Source organism: Serratia marcescens, assembly GCF_006715005.1.
Classification (GTDB): Bacteria; Pseudomonadota; Gammaproteobacteria; order Enterobacterales; family Enterobacteriaceae; genus Serratia; species Serratia montpellierensis.
The window spans coordinates 4620177-4642618 of record NZ_VFMJ01000001.1 but is presented as its reverse complement, the minus strand read 5'-3'; the positions used below and the strand labels follow the sequence as shown (position 1 = coordinate 4642618).

Here is a 22442-nt window from a genome sequence, read left to right as displayed (position 1 = left end):
GTTCCACGACGACGACAATGATAAACCGGGAGAGTTAAGTATGTCCGCTGAACACGTTTTGACGATGCTGAATGAGCATGAAGTGAAATTCGTAGACCTGCGTTTCACTGACACCAAGGGTAAGGAACAGCACGTGACTATCCCGGCTCACCAGGTAAACGCCGACTTCTTCGAAGAAGGTAAAATGTTTGACGGCTCCTCTATCGGTGGTTGGAAGGGCATCAACGAATCTGACATGGTGCTGATGCCGGACGCCAGCACGGCGGTTCTGGATCCGTTCTTCGAAGAACCTACGCTGATCATTCGCTGCGACATTCTCGAGCCGGGCACCATGCAAGGCTACGATCGCGACCCGCGCTCCATCTCCAAACGCGCCGAAGACTTCCTGCGCTCCTCCGGCATCGCGGATACTGTGCTGTTCGGGCCAGAGCCTGAGTTCTTCCTGTTCGACGACATCCGCTTCGGCAGCAGCATCCGCGGTTCCCACGTGGCTATCGACGACATCGAAGGCGCCTGGAACTCCGGCACCCAATACGACGGCGGCAACAAAGGCCACCGTCCAGCGGTGAAAGGCGGTTACTTCCCGGTTCCACCGGTCGACTCTTCGCAGGATCTGCGTTCCACCATGTGTCTGACCATGGAAGAGATGGGCCTGGTGGTTGAAGCTCACCACCACGAAGTGGCAACCGCCGGTCAGAACGAAGTGGCTACTCGCTTCAACACCATGACCAAGAAAGCCGACGAAATTCAGATCTACAAATACGTGGTGCATAACGTGGCGCACGCCTTCGGTAAAACCGCGACCTTCATGCCGAAGCCTATGTTCGGCGACAACGGTTCCGGCATGCACTGCCACATGTCGCTGTCCAAGAACGGCACCAACCTGTTCGCCGGCGACAAATACGGCGGCCTGTCTGAAACCGCGCTGTTCTACATCGGCGGCATCATCAAGCACGCCAAGGCGATCAACGCGCTGGCCAACCCGACCACCAACTCGTACAAGCGTCTGGTACCGGGCTACGAAGCGCCGGTGATGCTGGCCTACTCCGCCCGTAACCGCTCCGCGTCCATCCGTATCCCGGTGGTCTCCAGCCCGAAAGCGCGCCGCATCGAAGCCCGCTTCCCGGATCCGGCGGCTAACCCATACCTGTGCTTCGCCGCACTGCTGATGGCCGGCCTGGACGGCATCATCAACAAGATCCACCCTGGCGACGCCATGGACAAAAACCTGTACGACCTGCCGCCGGAAGAAGAAGCCGAGATCCCAAAAGTAGCCGGCTCGCTGGACGAAGCGATGGCCGCACTGAACGAAGACCGCGAGTTCCTGACCCGTGGCGGCGTGTTCACCGACGATGCGATCGATGCCTACATCGAACTGCGCAAAGAAGAGATGGACCGCGTTCGCATGACGCCACACCCGGTTGAGTTCGAACTGTACTACAGCGTCTAAGCCCTACCCGCGCCGTCTGCACAGGCGGACGGCGCCCACATTTTTGTTATCGCTTTTTTGTTGCCGTGGAAACTTTCAGCCCATCTTCGGATGGGTTTTTTTCTCCACCGTATTTTCTGCAAAACTATTCCATACCGCGCCGATCCCGGATGGAGTAGGATAGATGCACTAAAAAGGTGCAGGAGTCTGCTGTATGGCAACAGGCAAGCTGCCCGATGCTGGGCAGATCCTCAATTCACTCATCAACAGCATCCTGCTGTTGGATGACTCACTGGCGGTTCACTACGCCAACCCGGCGGCACAGCAGCTGCTGGCGCAAAGCTCCCGCAAGCTGTTCGGCACGCCGCTGCCCGATTTGCTCGGTTATTTTTCGCTGAACGTCTCTTTGATGCGTGAAAGCCTGCGCGCCGGTCAGGGCTTCACCGACAACGAAGTGACCCTGGTGGTCGACGGCCGTGCGCACATCCTTTCCCTGACCGCTCAGGCGCTGCCGGAAGGCTATATCCTGGTCGAGCTGGCGCCGATGGACAATCAGCGCCGCCTGAGCCAGGAACAGCTGCAGCATGCCCAACAGGTGGCGGCCCGCGATCTGGTGCGCGGTTTGGCGCACGAGATTAAAAATCCGCTGGGCGGCCTGCGCGGCGCGGCGCAGCTGTTGGCCAAGGCGCTGCCCGATCCGGCGCTGACCGAATACACCAAGGTGATCATTGAGCAGGCCGATCGGCTGCGCAATCTGGTGGATCGCCTGCTCGGCCCACAGCGGCCCGGCCAGCACATCACCCAGAGCATTCATCAGGTCGCGGAGCGCGTCTGCCAGCTGGTGTCGCTGGAAATGCCGGATAACGTCACGCTGGTGCGCGACTACGATCCGAGCCTGCCGGAAATGGCCCACGACCCGGATCAGATTGAACAGGTGCTGCTGAACATCACCCGCAACGCGCTGCAGGCGCTGGGCGAGGCAGGCGGTACCATCACGCTGCGCACCCGCACCGCGTTTCAGATTACGTTGCACGGCACCCGCTACCGTCTGGCGGCGCGCATCGACGTCGAAGACGACGGCCCCGGCGTACCGGCGCAGCTGCAGGACACGCTGTTCTACCCGATGGTCAGCGGCCGTGAAGGCGGTACCGGCCTGGGCTTATCCATCGCCCGCAATCTTATCGATCAGCATTGCGGAAAAATTGAATTCAACAGTTGGCCAGGTCATACCGAATTCTCGGTCTACCTGCCCATTCGTCAGTGAGGTTTGCTATGCAACGAGGGATAGTCTGGATCGTCGATGACGATAGCTCCATCCGCTGGGTGCTCGAGCGCGCGCTCACCGGCGCGGGCCTGAGCTGCGCCACCTTCGAAGGCGGCAATGACGTGCTGGAAGCCTTGGCCACGCAAACCCCCGACGTGCTGCTGTCCGATATCCGCATGCCGGGTATAGACGGCCTGGCGCTGCTCAAGCAGATCAAACAGCGCCACCCGATGCTGCCGGTGATCATCATGACCGCGCATTCGGATTTGGACGCCGCCGTCAGCGCCTATCAGCAAGGGGCCTTCGACTACCTGCCGAAGCCGTTCGACATCGACGAAGCGGTGGCGCTGGTCGATCGCGCCATCAGCCATTATCAGGAGCAACAGCAGCCGGTGCGCAGCCAGCCGGCCAGCGATCCGGCGGCGGACATCATCGGCGAAGCGCCGGCGATGCAGGACGTGTTTCGCATCATCGGCCGGCTGTCGCGTTCGTCGATCAGCGTGTTGATCAACGGCGAATCCGGCACAGGCAAGGAGCTGGTGGCGCATGCGCTGCACCGCCACAGCCCGCGCGCCAAGTCGCCGTTCATCGCCCTGAACATGGCCGCCATCCCCAAGGATCTGATCGAGTCCGAGCTGTTCGGCCACGAGAAAGGCGCCTTCACCGGCGCGAACCAAATCCGTCAGGGCCGCTTTGAACAGGCCGACGGCGGCACGCTGTTCCTCGACGAGATCGGCGATATGCCGCTCGACGTGCAAACGCGCCTGCTGCGGGTGCTGGCGGACGGCCAGTTCTACCGGGTCGGCGGCTATGCGCCGGTGAAGGTCGACGTGCGCATCATCGCCGCCACGCACCAGAACCTGGAGCTGCGTGTACAGGAAGGCAAGTTCCGCGAGGATCTGTTCCACCGCCTGAACGTGATCCGCGTACACCTGCCGCCGCTGCGCGAGCGCCGGGAAGACATCCCGCGGCTGGCGCGCCACTTCCTGCAGATCGCCGCCAAAGAGTTGGGTGTCGAGGCCAAGAACCTGCACCCGGAAACCGAAACCGCACTGACCCGCCTGCCCTGGCCGGGCAACGTGCGTCAGTTGGAGAACACCTGCCGCTGGCTGACGGTGATGGCCGCCGGGCAGGAAGTGCTGATCCAGGATCTGCCGGGTGAACTGTTCGAAACCGCCGCGCCGGAAAGCCCCAGCCACAGTCTGCCGGACAGCTGGGCCACGCTGCTGGCGCAGTGGGCCGATCGCGCGCTGCGTTCCGGTCATCAAAACCTGCTGTCGGAAGCGCAGCCGGAAATGGAGCGCACGCTGCTCACCACCGCCCTGCGCCACACCCAGGGACACAAACAGGAAGCCGCGCGCCTGCTGGGCTGGGGGCGCAATACCCTGACCCGCAAGCTCAAAGAGCTGGGCATGGAATAGGAACGTGGGTGGATGATGAAAAACGCAGTCCGGCGCACAAAAAAACGCCAACCTCAGGCTTTACAGCCGGTGCAGGCGCAGTATGATCGTGTCGCACACTCTGGAGGTTGACGATGCTGGACTCATTCATCGTGTTCATTTCTCAGGGCGCGGAGCTTGGCTCCGCTGCCAGCCACACCCCGCAAGCGGCAGTTGCCGCGGTGTTGTGCGCCGCGCTGATTAACTTCTTCAGTTAAAAAAACAGCCGCATCAGCGGCTGTTTTTTCATCCTCAGATCACTCGAGAGAACTGCTGACTGCGCGCCTGTTGCCGCAGATAACGATCGAAGCACATACAGATATTGCGGATCAGCAAGCGCCCGCGCGGCGTGACGCGGATGCCCTGCTCGTCGCGCTCCACCAGACCATCGCGTTCAAACGGCGCCAGCAGCTGCAGGTCTTCGGCGAAGTAAGCGGTGAAGTCGATGCCGTATTGCCGTTCGAGCGGCTGATACGCCAACCGGAAGTTGCAGATCAGGGTTTTGATCAGATCGCGCCGCAGGCAATCGTCGTCCGTCAGCGCCAGCCCGCGCCACAGCGCGTTGCCCTGCGCCTGCACGCTGTCATAGTAATGCTTCAGCTCTTTCTGGTTCTGCGCATAGCTGTCGCCGAGCATGCTGATGGCCGACACGCCCAGCCCCAGCAGATCGCTGTCGCCCTGGGTGGTGTAGCCCTGGAAATTGCGGTGCAGCTTGCCTTCGCGTTGGGCGATTGCCAGCTCGTCGTCCGGGCGCGCAAAGTGATCCATGCCGATGAACTGATAGCCGGCGTCGGTCAGGAAAGCGATGCTCTGCTGCAGGATATCCAGCTTCTGCTGCGCGCCCGGCAGATCGGCGTCTTTGATTTTGCGCTGGGCGGCGAACAAATTCGGCATATGCGCGTAGTTGAACACGCTGAGGCGATCGGGATTCAGCTCAGCCACCCGCTGCAGCGTGAAAGCGAAGCTTTCCGGCGTCTGTTTCGGCAGGCCGTAGATCAGATCGATATTGGTTGAGCGGAAGCCCAGCGCTTTGGCCCGCTCAATCAGGGCGAAGATAAAGGCTTCGTCCTGCTCGCGATTGACCAGCTGCTGCACCTGCTTGTTGAAATCCTGCACCCCCATGCTCAGACGGTTAAAGCCTTCTGCGCGTAAATGATCGAGCACATCCAGCTCTATCTCGCGCGGATCGACCTCGATCGACATCTCCGCATCGGGCAGGAAATCAAAGTGTTCGCGCAGCAACGCCACCAGCCGGCTGATTTGCGCTTTATCCAGGTAGGTCGGCGTACCGCCGCCCCAGTGCATCTGGCCGACTTTACGGCCGGCGAACAGCGGCGCACGGCTGGCGATCTCTTGCGCCAAAACGTTCAGGTATTCGTCGGCCTTGTGCGTCTGGCGCGTCACCAGTTTGTTGCAGCCGCAGAAGTAGCACAGCTTATGGCAGAAAGGGATATGCACGTACAGCGACAGCGGCCGCTCAGGGTAACGCGCAGCGGCGCGTTGAAACGCCGCTTCGTCGTAGCTCTGGTTAAACTCCAGCGCCGTGGGGTATGAGGTATAACGCGGCCCTGAATAGTTATATTTTTGGATCAGGGCCAAATCCCAGACAATCGTCTGCTCTGACATGCTCACTCCTTCCGATATCTTTTTCTACCGGGCCGGGAGAGAGGCGGTTGTCTGCGCTGTCTGGCCACGGAAGCGCTGCGAAAACGCGCTTTGCGCTTAGACAGCCGCCATAGTTTACCGAATAACCACAGCAGATAACACATCAAGAGTAGGGCTATTGTCGGGATTAGCCACATGGCGCGTTAAAAGGCGTCTTTCGGATTGCCGCCTTTCAGCAGCTTCAGAATATCTTCCTGCTTCTCTTCTTCTTCTTCGTCGTCTTCGCCCAGTTCGATGCCCAACACGTCCATCAGCACATCGATGCGATCCAACGTTTTGTCGACATAGGCCTGCTCTTCCGCATTCAGCGTTTCGCCGTCGTCGATACGATCCAGCAGCGCATTCAGACGCTCGTCATTTTCCAGCTTCGCCAATTCTTCTTCCGGCGACAGGCGCGGTTTCGCTTCGGCCTTCGGTTTCGGCTGCGGTTTAGCCTTCACTTTGGTCTCGTCGACCACCAGCGCAACCGGCACTTTACTGCCGATACGCGGGTCTTTGGCTGCCGCCGCCGATTTGTTTTTCTGGCTGCCGGACTCGACCTGGGTGCGCGAACCGGAAGCGAGGCCGCGGCGCTTTTTCAGGCGTTTGCGCTCGCGCGCTTCCTGATCGAGCTCCATACGGCTTTTCTTTTTCGTTTTTGACTTCGCCGCGCTGCCGCGAGGTGCTTTTGATGGCTGGTTCATAGCGTGTGCTCTTAGGTATGTAGATTCAGTATAGAATTGCGGCGGAATCTAGCAGAAAGCGGACAAAGAAAAAAGGCGGCAGGTTAAACCTGCCGCCTATTTCGCACCTTCTCGCGAAGGGTATTCCTGTTACGCGCTCCTTGCGTACATGCAACATCCCGGTTTTTCCCTCTGCTATAACCGCATTCCCTGCCACTACGTCCTTCATCCTGAAAGAAAAATCGTCCATGGCGCAATCCATTCGCATCCGCTCTTCCCGAGCGCGCTTCCTGCGGGCATCCAAATTGCCGATACTTCACCATCCGATGTGCCTGCCGCCTATTCCGGTGCGAAAGGGTCACTTCCTTTTGCGTTCATCCTGGCACTCATTGCACGCCCTGTGCGTTCCCTGAGATTTGTCATCCTTCCCGGATGTTCCCTAATCCTGCGCAACCCTGCGTTAACGACTACTTTACGTTATTGTTGCGAAGGCTCAAGGCACCTGACGCCGATTTGGACAACATTTCCCTACAACGAAAAAACAACATGTTGTTTTTAAAATAAAAAAATAAATATTACTTTCGAATAAAGCGACATTACCCGCGATTCGAATGGCAAATGTCTCACAATGCATGCGCGGCATAACTGCCGTTTTATCGCGTCCCGCCGGTTAAAAACCGAGAAACACGCCATTTTTACCGCTGATGCAGTTATAATCGCCAACCAGTTAGCCATCCTCACGGAGACGAAAAATTTTGACCAGCAAGAATTACAACTATCATGTGACCCATTTCGTCACCAGCGCACCCGATATTCGCCATCTGCCGGGGGATGCAGGAATTGAAGTCGCCTTTGCCGGCCGTTCCAACGCCGGGAAATCCAGCGCGCTGAACACCCTGACCAACCAAAAAAGCCTGGCGCGCACCAGTAAGACACCGGGGCGCACCCAGCTGATCAACCTGTTCGAAGTGGAAGACGGCATCCGCCTGGTCGACCTGCCGGGTTACGGCTACGCCGAAGTGCCGGAAGAGATGAAGCGCAAATGGCAGCGCGCGCTGGGCGAATACCTGCAGATGCGCAACAGCCTGAAAGGCCTGGTGGTGCTGATGGATATCCGCCATCCGCTGAAAGATCTCGACCAGCAGATGATCCAGTGGGCAGTCGACGTCGGCACGCCGGTCCTGTTATTGCTGACCAAGGCCGACAAGCTGGCCTCCGGCGCACGCAAGGCGCAGCTCAATATGGTGCGTGAAGCGGTGCTGCCGTTTATGGGGGATATCCAGGTTGAAGCCTTCTCGTCGCTGAAGAAGATCGGCGTCGACAAGCTGCGCCAGAAGCTGGATACCTGGTTTAACGAGATCCCACCGGAAGTGCTGCCGGAAGACGAAACCGGCGAATAAGCCCAGGCTGAACGCCGGAGCCGATGCCTCACCGCATCGGCTTTTTTATGCCCGCAGTTCAGCCAAAGGCGGGATTTTTTGTTATCTAATTACAGTTTTGAAATAAAGCCATCATAAAAACTTATCGCCAAGGCGGGGCTTATCTCGCCGGATTACGGCGTTGAGGGAGAGGAAGTGGGAACGGGAAGTGGCGCGGAGCGAGAGGAAAAACGTATGGTTTGCTGCTGTTTTTACAATAAAAAACGCCCCAGTCAATACTGACTGGGGCGGCTAAATATTCAGCCAAATCCGATTACGTGAAGTAAAAGGTCTGAAAGATAGAACATCTTACCTCTGTACCCTACGCCTGTAACTCTACATCATTTTTTCGCAGGGCAAAAGAATTTTTTGTAGTTTACTTACACAATTTGCGGCGCAAGAACGGCGAAGTTGGGGAAACTATCGCCGCATCTTGTAGCTTAATTACGAAAAGTGCTTAGGTTCTCGCCAGTTAGCGCATCCGGCGATAAAGAGGCGATCAATGCGCCTCATCCCAGTTCATGCCGACACCCACATCGACCTTCAGCGGCACCGCCAGCGTCATGCTGCCCTCCATCAATTGCCGGATACGTTGGCTGGCTTCTTCGATCACCGACTCATGCACCTCAAACACCAATTCATCGTGCACCTGCATGATCGCGCGCACCAACGGCGTCTCCTGCCCTTGCAACCAGGCGTCGACCTCGATCATCGCACGCTTGATAATATCGGCCGCCGTGCCCTGCATCGGGGCGTTGATGGCGGCACGCTCGGCCGCCTTACGGCGCATGGCGTTGCTGGAGCGGACGTCCGGCAGGTACAGGCGGCGCCCATCCAGCGTGCTGACATAGCCCTGTTCGGAAGCCTGCTGGCGGGTACGCTCCATGTAGTCCAGCACGCCCGGGTAACGCTCGAAGTACAGATCCATATAGCGCTGGGCTTCCCCACGCGGGATCCCCAGCTGACGGGCCAGGCCAAAGGCGCTCATGCCGTAAATCAGACCGAAGTTAATCGCCTTGGCGCTGCGGCGCTGTTCGCCGGTCACTTTATCCAACGGCACGCCGAAGACTTCCGACGCCGTGGCGCGGTGAATGTCTTTCCCTTCGGCGAAGGCCTTCAGCAGCCCTTCATCCTGTGACAGATGCGCCATGATGCGCAGCTCGATCTGCGAGTAGTCGGCCGCGACGATGCGGTAACCTTCCGGTGCGATAAAAGCCTGGCGGATGCGCCGCCCTTCTTCGTTGCGCACCGGGATGTTCTGCAGGTTCGGATCGCTCGAGGAGAGACGACCGGTCGCAGTCACCGCCTGATGGTACGAAGTATGCACCCGGCCGCTGACCGGATTGATCATCAGCGGCAACTTGTCGGTATAGGTGGTCTTCAGCTTCGCCAGGCCGCGGTATTCCAGGATCACCTTCGGCAGCGGGTAGTCGAGCGCCAGCTCGGCCAGCACCTCTTCGTTAGTGGACGGCGCCCCGCCCGGGGTTTTCTTCAGCACCGGCAGCTTTTGTTTTTCGTACAAGATAGCCTGCAGCTGCTTGGTCGACGCCAGGTTGAACGGCTCTTCCGCCAGCTCATGGGCCTGCACCTCCAGTTCCGCTAAACGCTTGGCCAGCTCCTGAGAGTGGGCCGACAAAATGGCCGGATCGATCAGCACCCCGGTACGCTCGATATGCGAGAGCACCGGCAGCAGCGGCATTTCAATCTCGTTGAACACCGTCAGCAGCTCTGCGCTCTGTTTCAGCTGCGGCCACATCGCCAGGTGCAGCTGCAGCGTGACATCCGCGTCTTCGGCGGCGTAAGGCGCCGCCTGCTCCAGCGCGATCTGGTTGAACGTCAGCTGGTTTTTACCCTTGCCGGCGATCTCTTCGAAGGTGATGGTTTTGTGGCCCAGATAACGATCGGCCAGGCTGTCCATATCATGACGGCCACCGACGCTGTCCAGCACATAGGACTCCAACATGGTGTCATAGGCGATGCCGCGCATCTCGATGCCGTAGCGCGCCAGCAGGCTCATGTCGAACTTCAGGTTTTGCCCGACCTTGAGCGCCTTCTCGTCCTCCAGCAGCGGCTTGAGCGCTTCCAGCACGTAGGTGCGATCCAGCTGTGGCGGTGCATCCAGATAATCGTGTGCCACCGGCAAATAAGCCGCTTCGCCCGGCGCGATCGCAAAGGACAGGCCGATCAGGTTGGCGGTCAGGGTATCCAGGCCATCGGTTTCGGTATCGAAGGCAAATACGTCGGCCTTTTTCAGCCGCGCCAGCCAGTCGGTGAAGGCCGCTTCATCCAGGATAGTGACATAACCGTCCTGGGACAGCTTGGCCTCCGCCAGCGCCTTCGGCGCTTGTTCAGCGACGGCCGGTTTGGCGGCGCCGGCAGCTTTCGCACCCGCGCCTTTCTTGTTTTCCAGCCATATGCCGGCTTCCACGTCCGCCAGCCAGCGTTTGAACTCGTACTGTTTGAACAGCTGTTGCAACGTATCGACATCCGGCTCGGACACCGTCAGCTCAGCGCAGGTCAGATCCAGCTCGACGTCGGTTTTGATCGTCGCCAGCTTATAGGAGAGATACGCGACCTCTTTATTCTGCTCCAGCTTGGCCGCCATGGTTTTGGCACCGCGGAAGCTCAGCGTGGCGATGCTTTCCAGATTGCCGTACAAGGCATCCAAACCGCCGATGCCCTGCAGCAACGCCTGGGCGGTTTTCTCGCCCACGCCCGGCACGCCGGGAATGTTGTCCGATGAATCGCCCATCAACGCCAGGAAGTCGATGATCAGTTCCGGCGGAATACCGTACTTGTCGCACACTTCCTGCGGGCCGAGGATCGTGTTGTTCATGGTGTTGATCAGGGTGACGTTCGGTGTCACCAGCTGCGCCATATCTTTGTCGCCGGTGCTGATCAGCACCGCGTGGCCGGCCTTTTCGGCCTCCAGCGCCAGCGTACCGATGACGTCGTCCGCCTCAACGCCAGGCGTCACCAGCAGCGGCAGGCCCATCGCCTTGACCATGCTGTGCAACGGCTCGATCTGCGCACGCAGATCGTCCGGCATCGGCGGCCGGTGTGACTTGTATTCGGCGAACAGCTCATCGCGGAACGTCTTCCCTTTGGCATCAAACACCACGGCAACGTGGCTCGGTTGATACTGCAGCAGCAGGCTGCGCAGCATATTCAGCACGCCATACATCGCGCCGGTTGGCTCGCCCGCCGAGTTGGTCAGCGGCGGGAAGGCGTGATAAGCGCGGTAGAGGTAGGAGGAACCGTCAACCAGGATTAGTGGGTTTTCTGCAATCTGGGCCATAGCGTTTCTTTATCGTGATCGGACATAGGGGTAAGCATGCCATAGCTGGCCGTCGGAGACGAACCTTAGCGTGCATTGCGGACGAAAATGATGTGATGGTGCGCGAGGATCCGCAAGATCTTACCTGTGGATAACTTTGTGCATAGAAAAGAGACCGAATTATAACGCTACGATTATCGTTATAACGGCGAATAAAATTCCTATTTAAATCACCGCGTTAAAAGAACGAATTCCGGCGACGCTTTATTACTGGCTTTTATTGAATTTGTGGATATAACTTTCGCCGGATTTTAATCGCACTATTAATCAAATTCGGCGCCTCAATTACCCTAGCACAAGCTGAGAAAGTTGCACGAAAACTCAGCAAATGGTTATCCGATGAGACGAAAAACAGTGATTTTTAGCGGCGCTTTACCCCGACGATCTCTGTTAAAATAGACTTTTGTTCATGCGCTTTGGCATGCAACGATGTTCCCAACAACCGTCAGCCCATAACCATGCCAAGATTGTTAACGCCTGTTATCTTTATCATTTCCGTCATACTCACCATTCTGGTGACGGTATTGTGTTCCATCCCCATCACGCTGGCCGGCATCGTGAAACTCCTGGTGCCTATTCCCGCCGTTTGGCGATATATCTCGGCTTTCGCCGATTTCATGATGTGGTGTTGGTGTCAGGGGCTAGCGCTGTTATTGCGCATTAACGGGCAATTGCGTTGGGATATTGAAGGGCTGGAAGGGCTGGATCGTAAAAACTGGTATCTGCTGATCAGCAACCACGAAAGTTGGTCAGACATTGTCGTGTTGTGCGTGCTGTTCAGAAATCATATTCCAATGAATAAGTATTTCCTCAAGCAACAGCTCGCCTGGGTACCTTTTGTCGGCCTGGCCTGCTGGGCGCTGGATATGCCATTCATGAAACGTTACTCCCGTGCCTATTTGCTCAAGCACCCTGAGAAACGCGGCAAGGATATCGAAACGACGCGCCGTTCCTGCGAAAAATTCCGCCAGCGCCCAACCACCATCGTCAATTTCGTCGAAGGTTCACGCTTCACCGAAGCCAAGAAAATTAAAAGCAATTCACCCTACCGCAATTTGCTGGCGCCCAAAGCCGCCGGCATCGCGTTTACCCTTAGCGCGCTGGGCAATCAGTTCGACAAAGTGTTGAACGTCACCCTGCTCTATCCGGAAAATAACCAACGGCCTTTTCTGGACATGCTGTGCGGTCGTCTGACGCGTATCGTGGTAAGAATTGAGACGTTGCCGATCGATGAAACCCTGCACGGGGACTACTTCAACGACAAGCAGTTCAAGCGGCGCTTCCAGCTATGGCTGAATACGCTGTGGCAGGAAAAAGACCGGTTGCTGGATAAATTGAAACGGCAATATGGATAAAAAAACGCCGGCAATGCCGGCGTTTTTCATGCTGAATCTGGCTTATTTCTGCTGGCTGAGGAATTTAACCACATCGGCGAACTGCTTCACGTAAGCGTCCATCGAGCTGGTGTCCAGGCCATCGTTTTTAACCATGTATTTGCCGTTCACAAATACCGCCGGCACACCGCGCAGCTGCAGATCCTCTGCGGCTTTCTCCTGTTGAACCACCAGAGATTTCACCACGAAGCTGTTCCAGGCCGCATCATAATCTGCGGCGGTCACGCCCGCTTTCACGAAGACGTTACGGATATCGTCCGGCGTTTGCACGGTCTGGGTTTTCTGCACCGCTTCAAACATCAGCGGGCTCACCTTGTCTTCCACGCCCAGCGCCATCGCCACCGCCCACGCCTGAGTCAGCTGTTTGCCCAGCGGCCCCAGGAACTCCACGTGGTACTTGGTCATTTTGGTGCCGGCAGGCAGCGCCTTTTTCACGTTTTCGGACACGTGATAGACCTGCTCGAACTGGTAGCAGTGCGGGCAGTAGAAGGAGAAGAACTCCAATACCTGCGGCTCGCCGGTCACCGGCTTGTCCAGAGTCACGTACTGAGCGCCATCGCTAAACTGTGCCGCCGAGGCACTGAATGCCATCACCATGCCAACGAGCGCCAACCATATTTTTTTCATAAGACTAAACTCTCCATTGTGTTAAAGCTTCAATACATTGGCGTCAGCTGCAGAGGAGGCTCCTGCAACAGCTTAACCTGTTCGGTGAAGGCCGCAGTCTGAGATAACCAGAAATCAGACTCCGCCATCCACTGAAAACTCTTAGGGAAGGCCGGATCCTGCCAACGGCGGGCGACCCAGGCCAGGTAATACACCATGCGCATCGCCCGCAGCGGCTCGATCAACGCCAGCTCGCGCTGGTCGAACTCGGCAAATTCGCCGTACGCTTCCAGCAAGACGTCCAGCTGTATCAGTTGATCGCGCCGCTCGCCGTGCAGCAGCATCCACAAGTCTTGCACCGCCGGGCCGTTGCGCGCGTCATCAAGATCGACGAACAGCGGGCCGTCGCGCCACAGAATATTGCCCGGATGGCAATCGCCGTGCAAACGGCGCGGCTGCCAGTTCAGATGCCAATGCGGCTTGATCGCCGCGATCAGCTTATCCGTCGCCAGCAGGAACGCATCACGCTGCGCTGCCGGCAACAGCTCACAACCGGCCAACACCTGACGCGGGGCGGTGAGATACTCTTCAACCCCCATCGTCGGCCGCTCGGCGAACAAATGCTCACCACCGACCTGATGGATGCGCCCCAGGAAACGGCCCACCCATTCCAACTGATCCAGGTTGTCTATCTCATACTGCCGTCCCCCCACGCTGGGGAACAGGGTAAAGAAGAAACCGCCGTGCGTATGTAGCGTAGCACCTTGCAACGCCAGCGGCGCTACCGCCGGGATCTCCGCCTTAGCCAGATCCAGAGCGAACTGATGCTCCTCACCAATCTGCGCAGCGCTCCAGCGCTCCGGGCGGTAAAACTTCACCACGTAGCGCCGGCGATCTTCGTCCATGAACTGATAGACGCGATTCTCGTAGCTGTTCAGCGCCGTCAGACCGGAGTCGACGCGCAGGCCAACCCCTTCTAGCGCGTCCATAATCAAATCGGGCGACAGAGTGTCGAAATTAAAAGCAGAGTTATTCATAACGTTCGTTTGATCGCTGACAGCATGGTGCCGGGAATGAGAAATAGTAGCATTAATGGCGCATTTCACGCGCTATGCTTTCTCGCACCGCACGAGGATCAGTCCTTGATAACGCCGCGAGCGCGCAACAGCGCCGTTTTAAAATCTTCTTCGTAATCTTTCTTCAGGCCCGGGATCTGATCCGTGCCGGCGCTACCGCGCATTTTCAGGTGGTAAATAAGAATATCATCGCTCAATTCAGACAACTCGCCCTGGAAGCCCGCTTCCTTGGCCAGCTTTTGCAAAAACTGCATCAAATTGAGATCGGGATCTTCCTGCCAGGCCGGGTGCAACAGCTCGATCAACTCATTTACGCGATGCGTTTTCATCTCAATATCGTCCAATAGCATGAATAAACTCACAAAGTAACAGGCTTACCCACGCAGTGAAAGAACCGGCTTGTCAATAAAGGTAAATCCTGATGTCACGCCGGCTTTAGCGCTACAATCAGCGCATCGACAAGGCGGGATAAACGAGATGCATAAAGAAATCAGCGGCGTAATTTTGGCCGGCGGACGAGCCACGCGTATGGGCGGTGAGGACAAAGGCCTGGTGTCGATTGGCGGTATCGCACTCTATCAGCATGTTCTGGCCCGGTTACGGCCGCAGGTGGCTTCCGTCGCCATCAGCGCCAATCGCAATCAGGCACGTTACCAGGCAAGCGGTTTGCCGGTGATTGGCGATCTGACGCCCGATTTCGCCGGGCCGTTGGCCGGGATGCTCGCCGGGCTCAAACAGGTTCGCAGCGAGTGGGTGGTCTTCGTCCCTTGTGATGTCCCCGACTTTCCCGCCGACTTAGTCGCACAACTCTGGCGACAAAAAGGCGCGGCGCAGGCGGCCTTTGCCAGCGATGGTGAACGAGATCACCCTACGCTGGCGTTATTGCATACCCAAATAGCGCCGCAGCTGGCTGACTATCTGGCGCGAGGTGAACGCAAGCTGATGCTGTTCCTGCATCAGATTAACGCACAACGCGTGGTGTTCAGCGGGCAACAAGCGGCATTTCATAACCTGAATACGCCGGAAGACTGCCGACACTGGCAGCAAGCGCGAGAGCTAAAAAAATGAATCGTTCATTGCCCCCTTTACTGGCTATCGGTGCCTATAGCGGAACGGGAAAAACCACCCTGCTCAAGCAGCTGATCCCGATGCTGAAACAGCGCCAGGTGCGGGTTGGCCTGATAAAGCATACGCACCACGATATGGATGTGGATACGCCGGGTAAAGACAGCTATGAGCTGCGCAAAGCGGGTGCCGACCAAACGTTGGTCGCCAGCGATCGCCGCTGGGCATTAATGACCGAAACGCCGGAACAACAACCGTTGGACCTGCGCTACCTGACAGAGCGTTTTGATACCGATAAGGTCGATTTGATTCTGGTGGAAGGGTTCAAACATGAGCCGGTCAGCAAGATCCTGCTTTATCGGGCCGAGATCGGCAGACCGTTGGAAGACATGTTGGATCAGTTTGTCGTGGCGGTAGCCAGCGACCAGCCGCTATCCATCACGACTAAGCAGCTGGATCTCAATCAACCGGAAAGCATCGCCGATTTTATTGTCGAGTGGTTGAAAGGCGCAGCCTAGCTGCGCTTTTTTTGCGTTTTACGCACAGCAAAAAGCCCTGAACGTCAGTTCAGGGCTTTCGGCTTTATTTGATGCCTGGCAGTGTCCTACTCTCGCATGGGGAGACCCCACACTACCATCGGCGCTACGGCGTTTCACTTCTGAGTTCGGCATGGGGTCAGGTGGGACCACCGCGCTATTGCCGCCAGGCAAATTCTGTTTCATTCCAACCGCGCCACTCCCGTGTCGCCATCAGAACCAATCTCGGAACTTCGCTGAAAATTATTCGTATCATCCTGATACTCACCCCTTCGGGGCCAACGCTCCGCGTTGTTCAAAATCGTTCCAGACGATTTTGTCTCTCTAAAACACCTTCGGTGTTGTAAGGTTAAGCCTCACGGATCATTAGTACTGGTTAGCTCAATGCATCGCTGCACTTACACACCCAGCCTATCAACGTCTTAGTCTTAAACGTTCCTTCAGGGGCCTTAAAGGCCCAGGGAAGACTCATCTTGAGGCAAGTTTCGCGCTTAGATGCTTTCAGCGCTTATCTTTTCCGCACTTAGCTACCGGGCAATGCCATTGGCATGACAACCCGAACACCAGTGGTGCGTTCACTCCGGTCCTCTCGTACTAGGAGCAACCCCTCTCAATCTTCCAACGCCCACGGCAGATAGGGACCGAACTGTCTCACGACGTTCTAAACCCAGCTCGCGTACCACTTTAAATGGCGAACAGCCATACCCTTGGGACCTACTTCAGCCCCAGGATGTGATGAGCCGACATCGAGGTGCCAAACACCGCCGTCGATATGAACTCTTGGGCGGTATCAGCCTGTTATCCCCGGAGTACCTTTTATCCGTTGAGCGATGGCCCTTCCATTCAGAACCACCGGATCACTAAGACCTACTTTCGTACCTGCTCGAGCCGTCACTCTCGCAGTCAAGCTAGCTTATGCCTTTGCACTAACCTCACGATGTCCGACCGTGATTAGCTAACCTTCGTGCTCCTCCGTTACTCTTTGGGAGGAGACCGCCCCAGTCAAACTACCCACCAGACACTGTCCTCACCCCGGATCACGGGGCCGAGTTAGAACATCAAACATTAAAGGGTGGTATTTCAAGGATGGCTCCACGCAGACTGGCGTCCACGCTTCAAAGCCTCCCACCTATCCTACACATCAAGGCTCAATGTTCAGTGTCAAGCTATAGTAAAGGTTCACGGGGTCTTTCCGTCTTGCCGCGGGTACACTGCATCTTCACAGCGAGTTCAATTTCACTGAGTCTCGGGTGGAGACAGCCTGGCCATCATTACGCCATTCGTGCAGGTCGGAACTTACCCGACAAGGAATTTCGCTACCTTAGGACCGTTATAGTTACGGCCGCCGTTTACTGGGGCTTCGATCAAGAGCTTCGCCTTGCGGCTGACCCCATCAATTAACCTTCCAGCACCGGGCAGGCGTCACACCGTATACGTCCACTTTCGTGTTTGCACAGTGCTGTGTTTTTATTAAACAGTTGCAGCCAGCTGGTATCTTCGACTGGCTTCAGCTCCATCCGCGAAGGACTTCACCTACATGCCAGCGTGCCTTCTCCCGAAGTTACGGCACCATTTTGCCTAGTTCCTTCACCCGAGTTCTCTCAAGCGCCTTGGTATTCTCTACCTGACCACCTGTGTCGGTTTGGGGTACGATTTAATGTTACCTAGAGCTTAGAGGCTTTTCCTGGAAGCAGGGCATCAACTACTTCTGCACCGTAGTGCATCGTCATCACGCCTCAGGGTTAGTATGTAACCGGATTTACCAGGTCACACCCCCTACACGCTTAAACCGGGACAACCGTCGCCCGGCTAGCCTAGCCTTCTCCGTCCCCCCTTCGCAGTAACACCAAGTACAGGAATATTAACCTGTTTCCCATCGACTACGCTTTTCAGCCTCGCCTTAGGGGTCGACTCACCCTGCCCCGATTAACGTTGGACAGGAACCCTTGGTCTTCCGGCGAGCGGGCTTTTCACCCGCTTTATCGTTACTTATGTCAGCATTCGCACTTCTGATACCTCCAGCAACCCTCACAGGCCACCTTCAACGGCTTACAGAACGCTCCCCTACCCAACAACGCCTAAGCGTCGCTGCCGCAGCTTCGGTGCATGGTTTAGCCCCGTTACATCTTCCGCGCAGGCCGACTCGACCAGTGAGCTATTACGCTTTCTTTAAATGATGGCTGCTTCTAAGCCAACATCCTGGCTGTCTATGCCTTCCCACATCGTTTCCCACTTAACCATGACTTTGGGACCTTAGCTGGCGGTCTGGGTTGTTTCCCTCTTCACGACGGACGTTAGCACCCGCCGTGTGTCTCCCGTGATAACATTCTTCGGTATTCGGAGTTTGCATCGGTTTGGTAAGCCGGGATGGCCCCCTAGCCGAAACAGTGCTCTACCCCCGAAGATGAGTTCACGAGGCGCTACCTAAATAGCTTTCGGGGAGAACCAGCTATCTCCCGGTTTGATTGGCCTTTCACCCCCAGCCACAAGTCATCCGCTAATTTTTCAACATTAGTCGGTTCGGTCCTCCAGTTAGTGTTACCCAACCTTCAACCTGCCCATGGCTAGATCACCGGGTTTCGGGTCTATACCTTGCAACTATTCGCCCAGTTAAGACTCGGTTTCCCTACGGCTCCCCTATACGGTTAACCTTGCTACAAAATATAAGTCGCTGACCCATTATACAAAAGGTACGCAGTCACACCACGAAGGTGCTCCCACTGCTTGTACGTACACGGTTTCAGGTTCTATTTCACTCCCCTCGCCGGGGTTCTTTTCGCCTTTCCCTCACGGTACTGGTTCACTATCGGTCAGTCAGGAGTATTTAGCCTTGGAGGATGGTCCCCCCATATTCAGACAGGATGTCACGTGTCCCGCCCTACTCATCGAACTCACGACCTGTGCATTTTAGTGTACGGGGCTATCACCCTTTGCTGCGCGACTTTCCAGACGCTTCCACTAACACACAAGCCGATTCAGGTTCTGGGCTCCTCCCCGTTCGCTCGCCGCTACTGGGGGAATCTCGGTTGATTTCTTTTCCTCGGGGTACTTAGATGTTTCAGTTCCCCCGGTTCGCCTCATGCCACTATGTATTCATGACATGATAGTGTGTCGAAACACACTGGGTTTCCCCATTCGGGTATCGCCGGTTGTAACGGTTCATATCACCTTACCGACGCTTTTCGCAGATTAGCACGCCCTTCATCGCCTCTGACTGCCTAGGCATCCACCGTGTACGCTTAGTCACTTAACCTCACAACCCGAAGATGTTTCCATCGTTCGTGCTGCAAACATTTGAGAGACTCTATGACAGGTTACTCTTTATCCCAGTACTTCTACGGAGGGATAAATTTCAGCCGTCATGTTTCAATTTTCAGCTTGTTCCAGATTGTTAAAGAGCAATATCTTAAACATGACTCGCAAGTCATCTTTAAGATTTTTTCGGTCTGTCGTGACCGGTGATAATGTCTTTCACTCATTATCGGAATGGCGTCCCCAAGGGGATTCGAACCCCTGTTACAGCCGTGAAAGGGCAGTGTCCTAGGCCTCTAGACGATGGGGACCCGAAATTTGCTTATCGAATCACCGATTCGATAATTTCGGGTAAAGGTGAGATTTTTCGTGAAAAATCGAGCGCCATTGTCGTTTGTCACTGCACTGGACAGTCACAAATCTCCCGGCACTTACCTATACCACAAGGTTTTGTTTGCTCATTACTTTTTCATCAGACAATCTGTGTGAGCACGCCACTCGAACTAATATCTTTAGGTAAGGAGGTGATCCAACCGCAGGTTCCCCTACGGTTACCTTGTTACGACTTCACCCCAGTCATGAATCACAAAGTGGTAAGCGCCCTCCCGAAGGTTAAGCTACCTACTTCTTTTGCAACCCACTCCCATGGTGTGACGGGCGGTGTGTACAAGGCCCGGGAACGTATTCACCGTAGCATTCTGATCTACGATTACTAGCGATTCCGACTTCATGGAGTCGAGTTGCAGACTCCAATCCGGACTACGACATACTTTATGAGGTCCGCTTGCTCTCGCGAGGTCGCTTCTCTTTGTATATGCCATTGTAGCACGTGTGTAGCCCTACTCGTAAGGGCCATGATGACTTGACGTCATCCCCACCTTCCTCCAGTTTATCACTGGCAGTCTCCTTTGAGTTCCCGGCCGAACCGCTGGCAACAAAGGATAAGGGTTGCGCTCGTTGCGGGACTTAACCCAACATTTCACAACACGAGCTGACGACAGCCATGCAGCACCTGTCTCAGAGTTCCCGAAGGCACCAAAGCATCTCTGCTAAGTTCTCTGGATGTCAAGAGTAGGTAAGGTTCTTCGCGTTGCATCGAATTAAACCACATGCTCCACCGCTTGTGCGGGCCCCCGTCAATTCATTTGAGTTTTAACCTTGCGGCCGTACTCCCCAGGCGGTCGATTTAACGCGTTAGCTCCGGAAGCCACGCCTCAAGGGCACAACCTCCAAATCGACATCGTTTACAGCGTGGACTACCAGGGTATCTAATCCTGTTTGCTCCCCACGCTTTCGCACCTGAGCGTCAGTCTTCGTCCAGGGGGCCGCCTTCGCCACCGGTATTCCTCCAGATCTCTACGCATTTCACCGCTACACCTGGAATTCTACCCCCCTCTACGAGACTCTAGCTTGCCAGTTTCAAATGCAGTTCCCAGGTTGAGCCCGGGGATTTCACATCTGACTTAACAAACCGCCTGCGTGCGCTTTACGCCCAGTAATTCCGATTAACGCTTGCACCCTCCGTATTACCGCGGCTGCTGGCACGGAGTTAGCCGGTGCTTCTTCTGCGAGTAACGTCAATTGATGAACGTATTAAGTTCACCACCTTCCTCCTCGCTGAAAGTGCTTTACAACCCGAAGGCCTTCTTCACACACGCGGCATGGCTGCATCAGGCTTGCGCCCATTGTGCAATATTCCCCACTGCTGCCTCCCGTAGGAGTCTGGACCGTGTCTCAGTTCCAGTGTGGCTGGTCATCCTCTCAGACCAGCTAGGGATCGTCGCCTAGGTGAGCCATTACCCCACCTACTAGCTAATCCCATCTGGGCACATCTGATGGCAAGAGGCCCGAAGGTCCCCCTCTTTGGTCTTGCGACGTTATGCGGTATTAGCTACCGTTTCCAGTAGTTATCCCCCTCCATCAGGCAGTTTCCCAGACATTACTCACCCGTCCGCCGCTCGTCACCCAGAGAGCAAGCTCTCTTGTGCTACCGCTCGACTTGCATGTGTTAAGCCTGCCGCCAGCGTTCAATCTGAGCCATGATCAAACTCTTCAATTAAAAGCTTGATTTGCTTCCACTCGAGAAGCGATGCTCAAAGATTTACTGCATGAATTTTACTTCAGTTAGTCACTCTTCAAGACTTGATATTTTTTTGCATCCGAAGATGCTGGATATCGTCTTGTGGAGTGCCCACACAGATTGTCTGATAAATTGTTAAAGAGCGGTGAGTTAGTCGCTTTCGCTTGCTAACTCGAGGTGGCGTATATTACGCTTTTCACCCGGAGAGTCAAGCGTTTATTTCGCTTTTCTCTCGCTGACCCGGCGGCTTGTCAGTCGTTGTTCCCGGTCAGTGGAGGCGCATTATAGGGAGTTCTCGGCGGGCCGCAACCCCTAAATGCAAAAAACTTTTCAAGCGCGTTTTTTTTCAACAAAAGGGCGAAAAAGCGACGAATTTATGTCACTTTTTCCAGCAAACAGCCATAAAAGCTGGCGATCGCTGGAGTAAAATAGAAGTAACGATGTCAGTAAGGACCCGCAGCCATGCCGCTAAATGCACAACAACAGGCCGCCCAACGCAATCTTTCTTATCTGCTTGCAGAGAAACTCGGCCAACAAATTCTGGCGGGCGATTATCAGGCCGGTAGCATCCTGCCCGGTGAAATGGAACTGGGCGAGCAATTCGGCGTCAGCCGCACCGCAGTACGCGAAGCGGTAAAGATGTTAGCCGCCAAAGGCATGTTGCTACCGCGCCCGCGCATCGGCACCCGCGTGATGCCGCAGAGCCAATGGAATTTCCTCGATCAGGATTTACTGACCTGGTGGATGACGCGGGAAAACTTCGATCAGGTGATGCAACACTTCCTTATCTTGCGCACCTCGCTGGAGCCACAGGCCTGTGCGTTGGCAGCAAACCACGCCAGCCCACAGCAAACCAAGCTGCTGGCGGAGCTGATGGCGGAAATGCGCGCGCTGCATACCCAGTTTGACCGCGAGCGCTGGATCCAGGTCGATACCCAATTCCACCAGCTCATCTATGAGGCCAGCGGCAACCCGTTCCTGACCTCGTTCGCCAACCTGTTCAGTTCGGTGTACCAAAGCTACTTCCGCGCCATCACCGGTAATGAAGTGATCAAGCTGCGCCATCATCAGGCTATCGTCGATGCGATACTCGCCGGGGACAGCGCCGGCGCGCTCGTCGCCTGCCAGGTGCTGCTGAAAGAGAAAGACTAGACACGCTCCCCGCTTATATATAGAAGAAAGAGACGAGGGACAGACGACCATTTAACCAGGACCGACC

Annotated in this window: 16 protein-coding genes, 1 tRNA gene and 3 rRNA genes; 9 read left to right on the top strand and 11 right to left on the bottom strand. The window is 56.1% G+C overall.

Going from position 1 to position 22442, the window contains the following annotated elements; genetic code table 11:
- Positions 1 to 40: 40 nt before the first annotated feature.
- From glnA to FHU12_RS22470, 4 genes are all read left to right on the top strand, one after another.
- Positions 41 to 1450 carry a glutamate--ammonia ligase gene (gene glnA / locus FHU12_RS22485; RefSeq protein ID WP_141971888.1) on the top strand — a complete coding sequence of 470 codons (1410 nt, stop codon included), beginning with the start codon at positions 41 to 43 and terminating at the stop codon, positions 1448 to 1450.
- A gap of 193 nt (positions 1451 to 1643) precedes the next feature.
- On the top strand, positions 1644 to 2693 hold the full coding sequence (gene glnL, locus FHU12_RS22480; RefSeq protein WP_004931246.1) for a nitrogen regulation protein NR(II): 1050 nt from the start codon (positions 1644 to 1646) through the stop codon (positions 2691 to 2693).
- An 8-nt stretch (positions 2694 to 2701) separates the two neighbouring features.
- The gene (gene glnG, locus FHU12_RS22475; protein WP_141971886.1) at positions 2702 to 4114 is read left to right on the top strand and encodes a nitrogen regulation protein NR(I); all 1413 of its coding nucleotides are present in this window, start codon (positions 2702 to 2704) and stop codon (positions 4112 to 4114) included.
- A gap of 113 nt (positions 4115 to 4227) precedes the next feature.
- Entirely contained in the window at positions 4228 to 4350 is a 123-nt protein-coding gene (locus tag FHU12_RS22470; protein ID WP_015379453.1) for a YshB family small membrane protein, read from the top strand.
- A gap of 34 nt (positions 4351 to 4384) precedes the next feature.
- Here the strand turns inward: FHU12_RS22470 and hemN are convergent, their stop codons facing one another.
- On the bottom strand, positions 4385 to 5758 hold the full coding sequence (gene hemN / locus FHU12_RS22465; protein WP_141971884.1) for an oxygen-independent coproporphyrinogen III oxidase: 1374 nt from the start codon (positions 5756 to 5758) through the stop codon (positions 4385 to 4387).
- 182 nt (positions 5759 to 5940) lie between these two features.
- Positions 5941 to 6480: a Der GTPase-activating protein YihI gene (gene yihI, locus FHU12_RS22455; RefSeq protein ID WP_141971882.1), complete on the bottom strand. Its 540-nt coding sequence runs from the start codon at positions 6478 to 6480 to the stop codon at positions 5941 to 5943.
- A gap of 734 nt (positions 6481 to 7214) precedes the next feature.
- On the opposite strand from yihI, the gene yihA reads away from it, so the two are divergent.
- Entirely contained in the window at positions 7215 to 7859 is a 645-nt protein-coding gene (yihA, locus tag FHU12_RS22445; protein ID WP_141971880.1) for a ribosome biogenesis GTP-binding protein YihA/YsxC, read from the top strand.
- Between the two features lie 278 nt (positions 7860 to 8137).
- Here yihA and spfP read toward each other — a convergent pair whose 3' ends face one another.
- Both spfP and polA read right to left on the bottom strand, forming a co-directional pair.
- Positions 8138 to 8185 (bottom strand): small protein SpfP, encoded by a 48-nt coding sequence (gene spfP / locus FHU12_RS27615; RefSeq protein ID WP_071892919.1) that lies wholly within the window; start codon positions 8183 to 8185, stop codon positions 8138 to 8140.
- A 191-nt stretch (positions 8186 to 8376) separates the two neighbouring features.
- Positions 8377 to 11175 (bottom strand): DNA polymerase I, encoded by a 2799-nt coding sequence (polA, locus tag FHU12_RS22440; RefSeq protein ID WP_141971878.1) that lies wholly within the window; start codon positions 11173 to 11175, stop codon positions 8377 to 8379.
- 497 nt (positions 11176 to 11672) lie between these two features.
- Between polA and yihG the strand changes: the two genes are divergently transcribed.
- Positions 11673 to 12569, top strand: a complete 897-nt coding sequence (gene yihG / locus FHU12_RS22435) for a 1-acylglycerol-3-phosphate O-acyltransferase, YihG family (RefSeq protein WP_033636498.1) — start codon at positions 11673 to 11675, stop codon at positions 12567 to 12569.
- A 42-nt stretch (positions 12570 to 12611) separates the two neighbouring features.
- On the opposite strand, the gene dsbA is transcribed toward yihG, so the two are convergent.
- The 3 genes from dsbA to FHU12_RS22420 form a co-directional block, all read right to left on the bottom strand.
- On the bottom strand, positions 12612 to 13235 hold the full coding sequence (gene dsbA / locus FHU12_RS22430) for a thiol:disulfide interchange protein DsbA (RefSeq protein WP_004931264.1): 624 nt from the start codon (positions 13233 to 13235) through the stop codon (positions 12612 to 12614).
- A 29-nt stretch (positions 13236 to 13264) separates the two neighbouring features.
- Positions 13265 to 14251: a serine/threonine protein kinase gene (locus tag FHU12_RS22425; RefSeq protein ID WP_141971876.1), complete on the bottom strand. Its 987-nt coding sequence runs from the start codon at positions 14249 to 14251 to the stop codon at positions 13265 to 13267.
- 98 nt (positions 14252 to 14349) lie between these two features.
- The gene (locus tag FHU12_RS22420; protein ID WP_004931268.1) at positions 14350 to 14619 is read right to left on the bottom strand and encodes a YihD family protein; all 270 of its coding nucleotides are present in this window, start codon (positions 14617 to 14619) and stop codon (positions 14350 to 14352) included.
- A 148-nt stretch (positions 14620 to 14767) separates the two neighbouring features.
- On the opposite strand from FHU12_RS22420, the gene mobA reads away from it, so the two are divergent.
- Both mobA and mobB read left to right on the top strand, forming a co-directional pair.
- Positions 14768 to 15358 (top strand): molybdenum cofactor guanylyltransferase MobA, encoded by a 591-nt coding sequence (mobA, locus tag FHU12_RS22415; RefSeq protein WP_141971874.1) that lies wholly within the window; start codon positions 14768 to 14770, stop codon positions 15356 to 15358.
- Positions 15355 to 15873, top strand: coding sequence for a molybdopterin-guanine dinucleotide biosynthesis protein MobB (gene mobB, locus FHU12_RS22410; protein ID WP_141971872.1), 519 nt, complete (start codon positions 15355 to 15357; stop codon positions 15871 to 15873). Before mobA ends, mobB begins: the two co-directional genes overlap by 4 nt.
- 73 nt (positions 15874 to 15946) lie before the next feature.
- Here the strand turns inward: mobB and rrf are convergent.
- From rrf to FHU12_RS22390, 4 genes are all read right to left on the bottom strand, one after another.
- Positions 15947 to 16062 (bottom strand): 5S ribosomal RNA (gene rrf, locus FHU12_RS22405).
- Positions 16063 to 16236: 174 nt separating this feature from the next.
- Positions 16237 to 19144: ribosomal RNA gene (locus FHU12_RS22400) — 23S ribosomal RNA — on the bottom strand.
- Positions 19145 to 19378: 234 nt separating this feature from the next.
- Positions 19379 to 19454: transfer RNA gene (locus FHU12_RS22395), tRNA-Glu, on the bottom strand.
- A 206-nt stretch (positions 19455 to 19660) separates the two neighbouring features.
- Positions 19661 to 21202: ribosomal RNA gene (locus tag FHU12_RS22390) — 16S ribosomal RNA — on the bottom strand.
- The 16S, 23S and 5S rRNA genes sit together here with 1 tRNA gene alongside, the layout of an rRNA operon.
- A gap of 483 nt (positions 21203 to 21685) precedes the next feature.
- On the opposite strand from FHU12_RS22390, the gene FHU12_RS22385 reads away from it, so the two are divergent.
- On the top strand, positions 21686 to 22375 hold the full coding sequence (locus tag FHU12_RS22385) for a FadR/GntR family transcriptional regulator (protein WP_033636503.1): 690 nt from the start codon (positions 21686 to 21688) through the stop codon (positions 22373 to 22375).
- Positions 22376 to 22442: the final 67 nt, after the last annotated feature.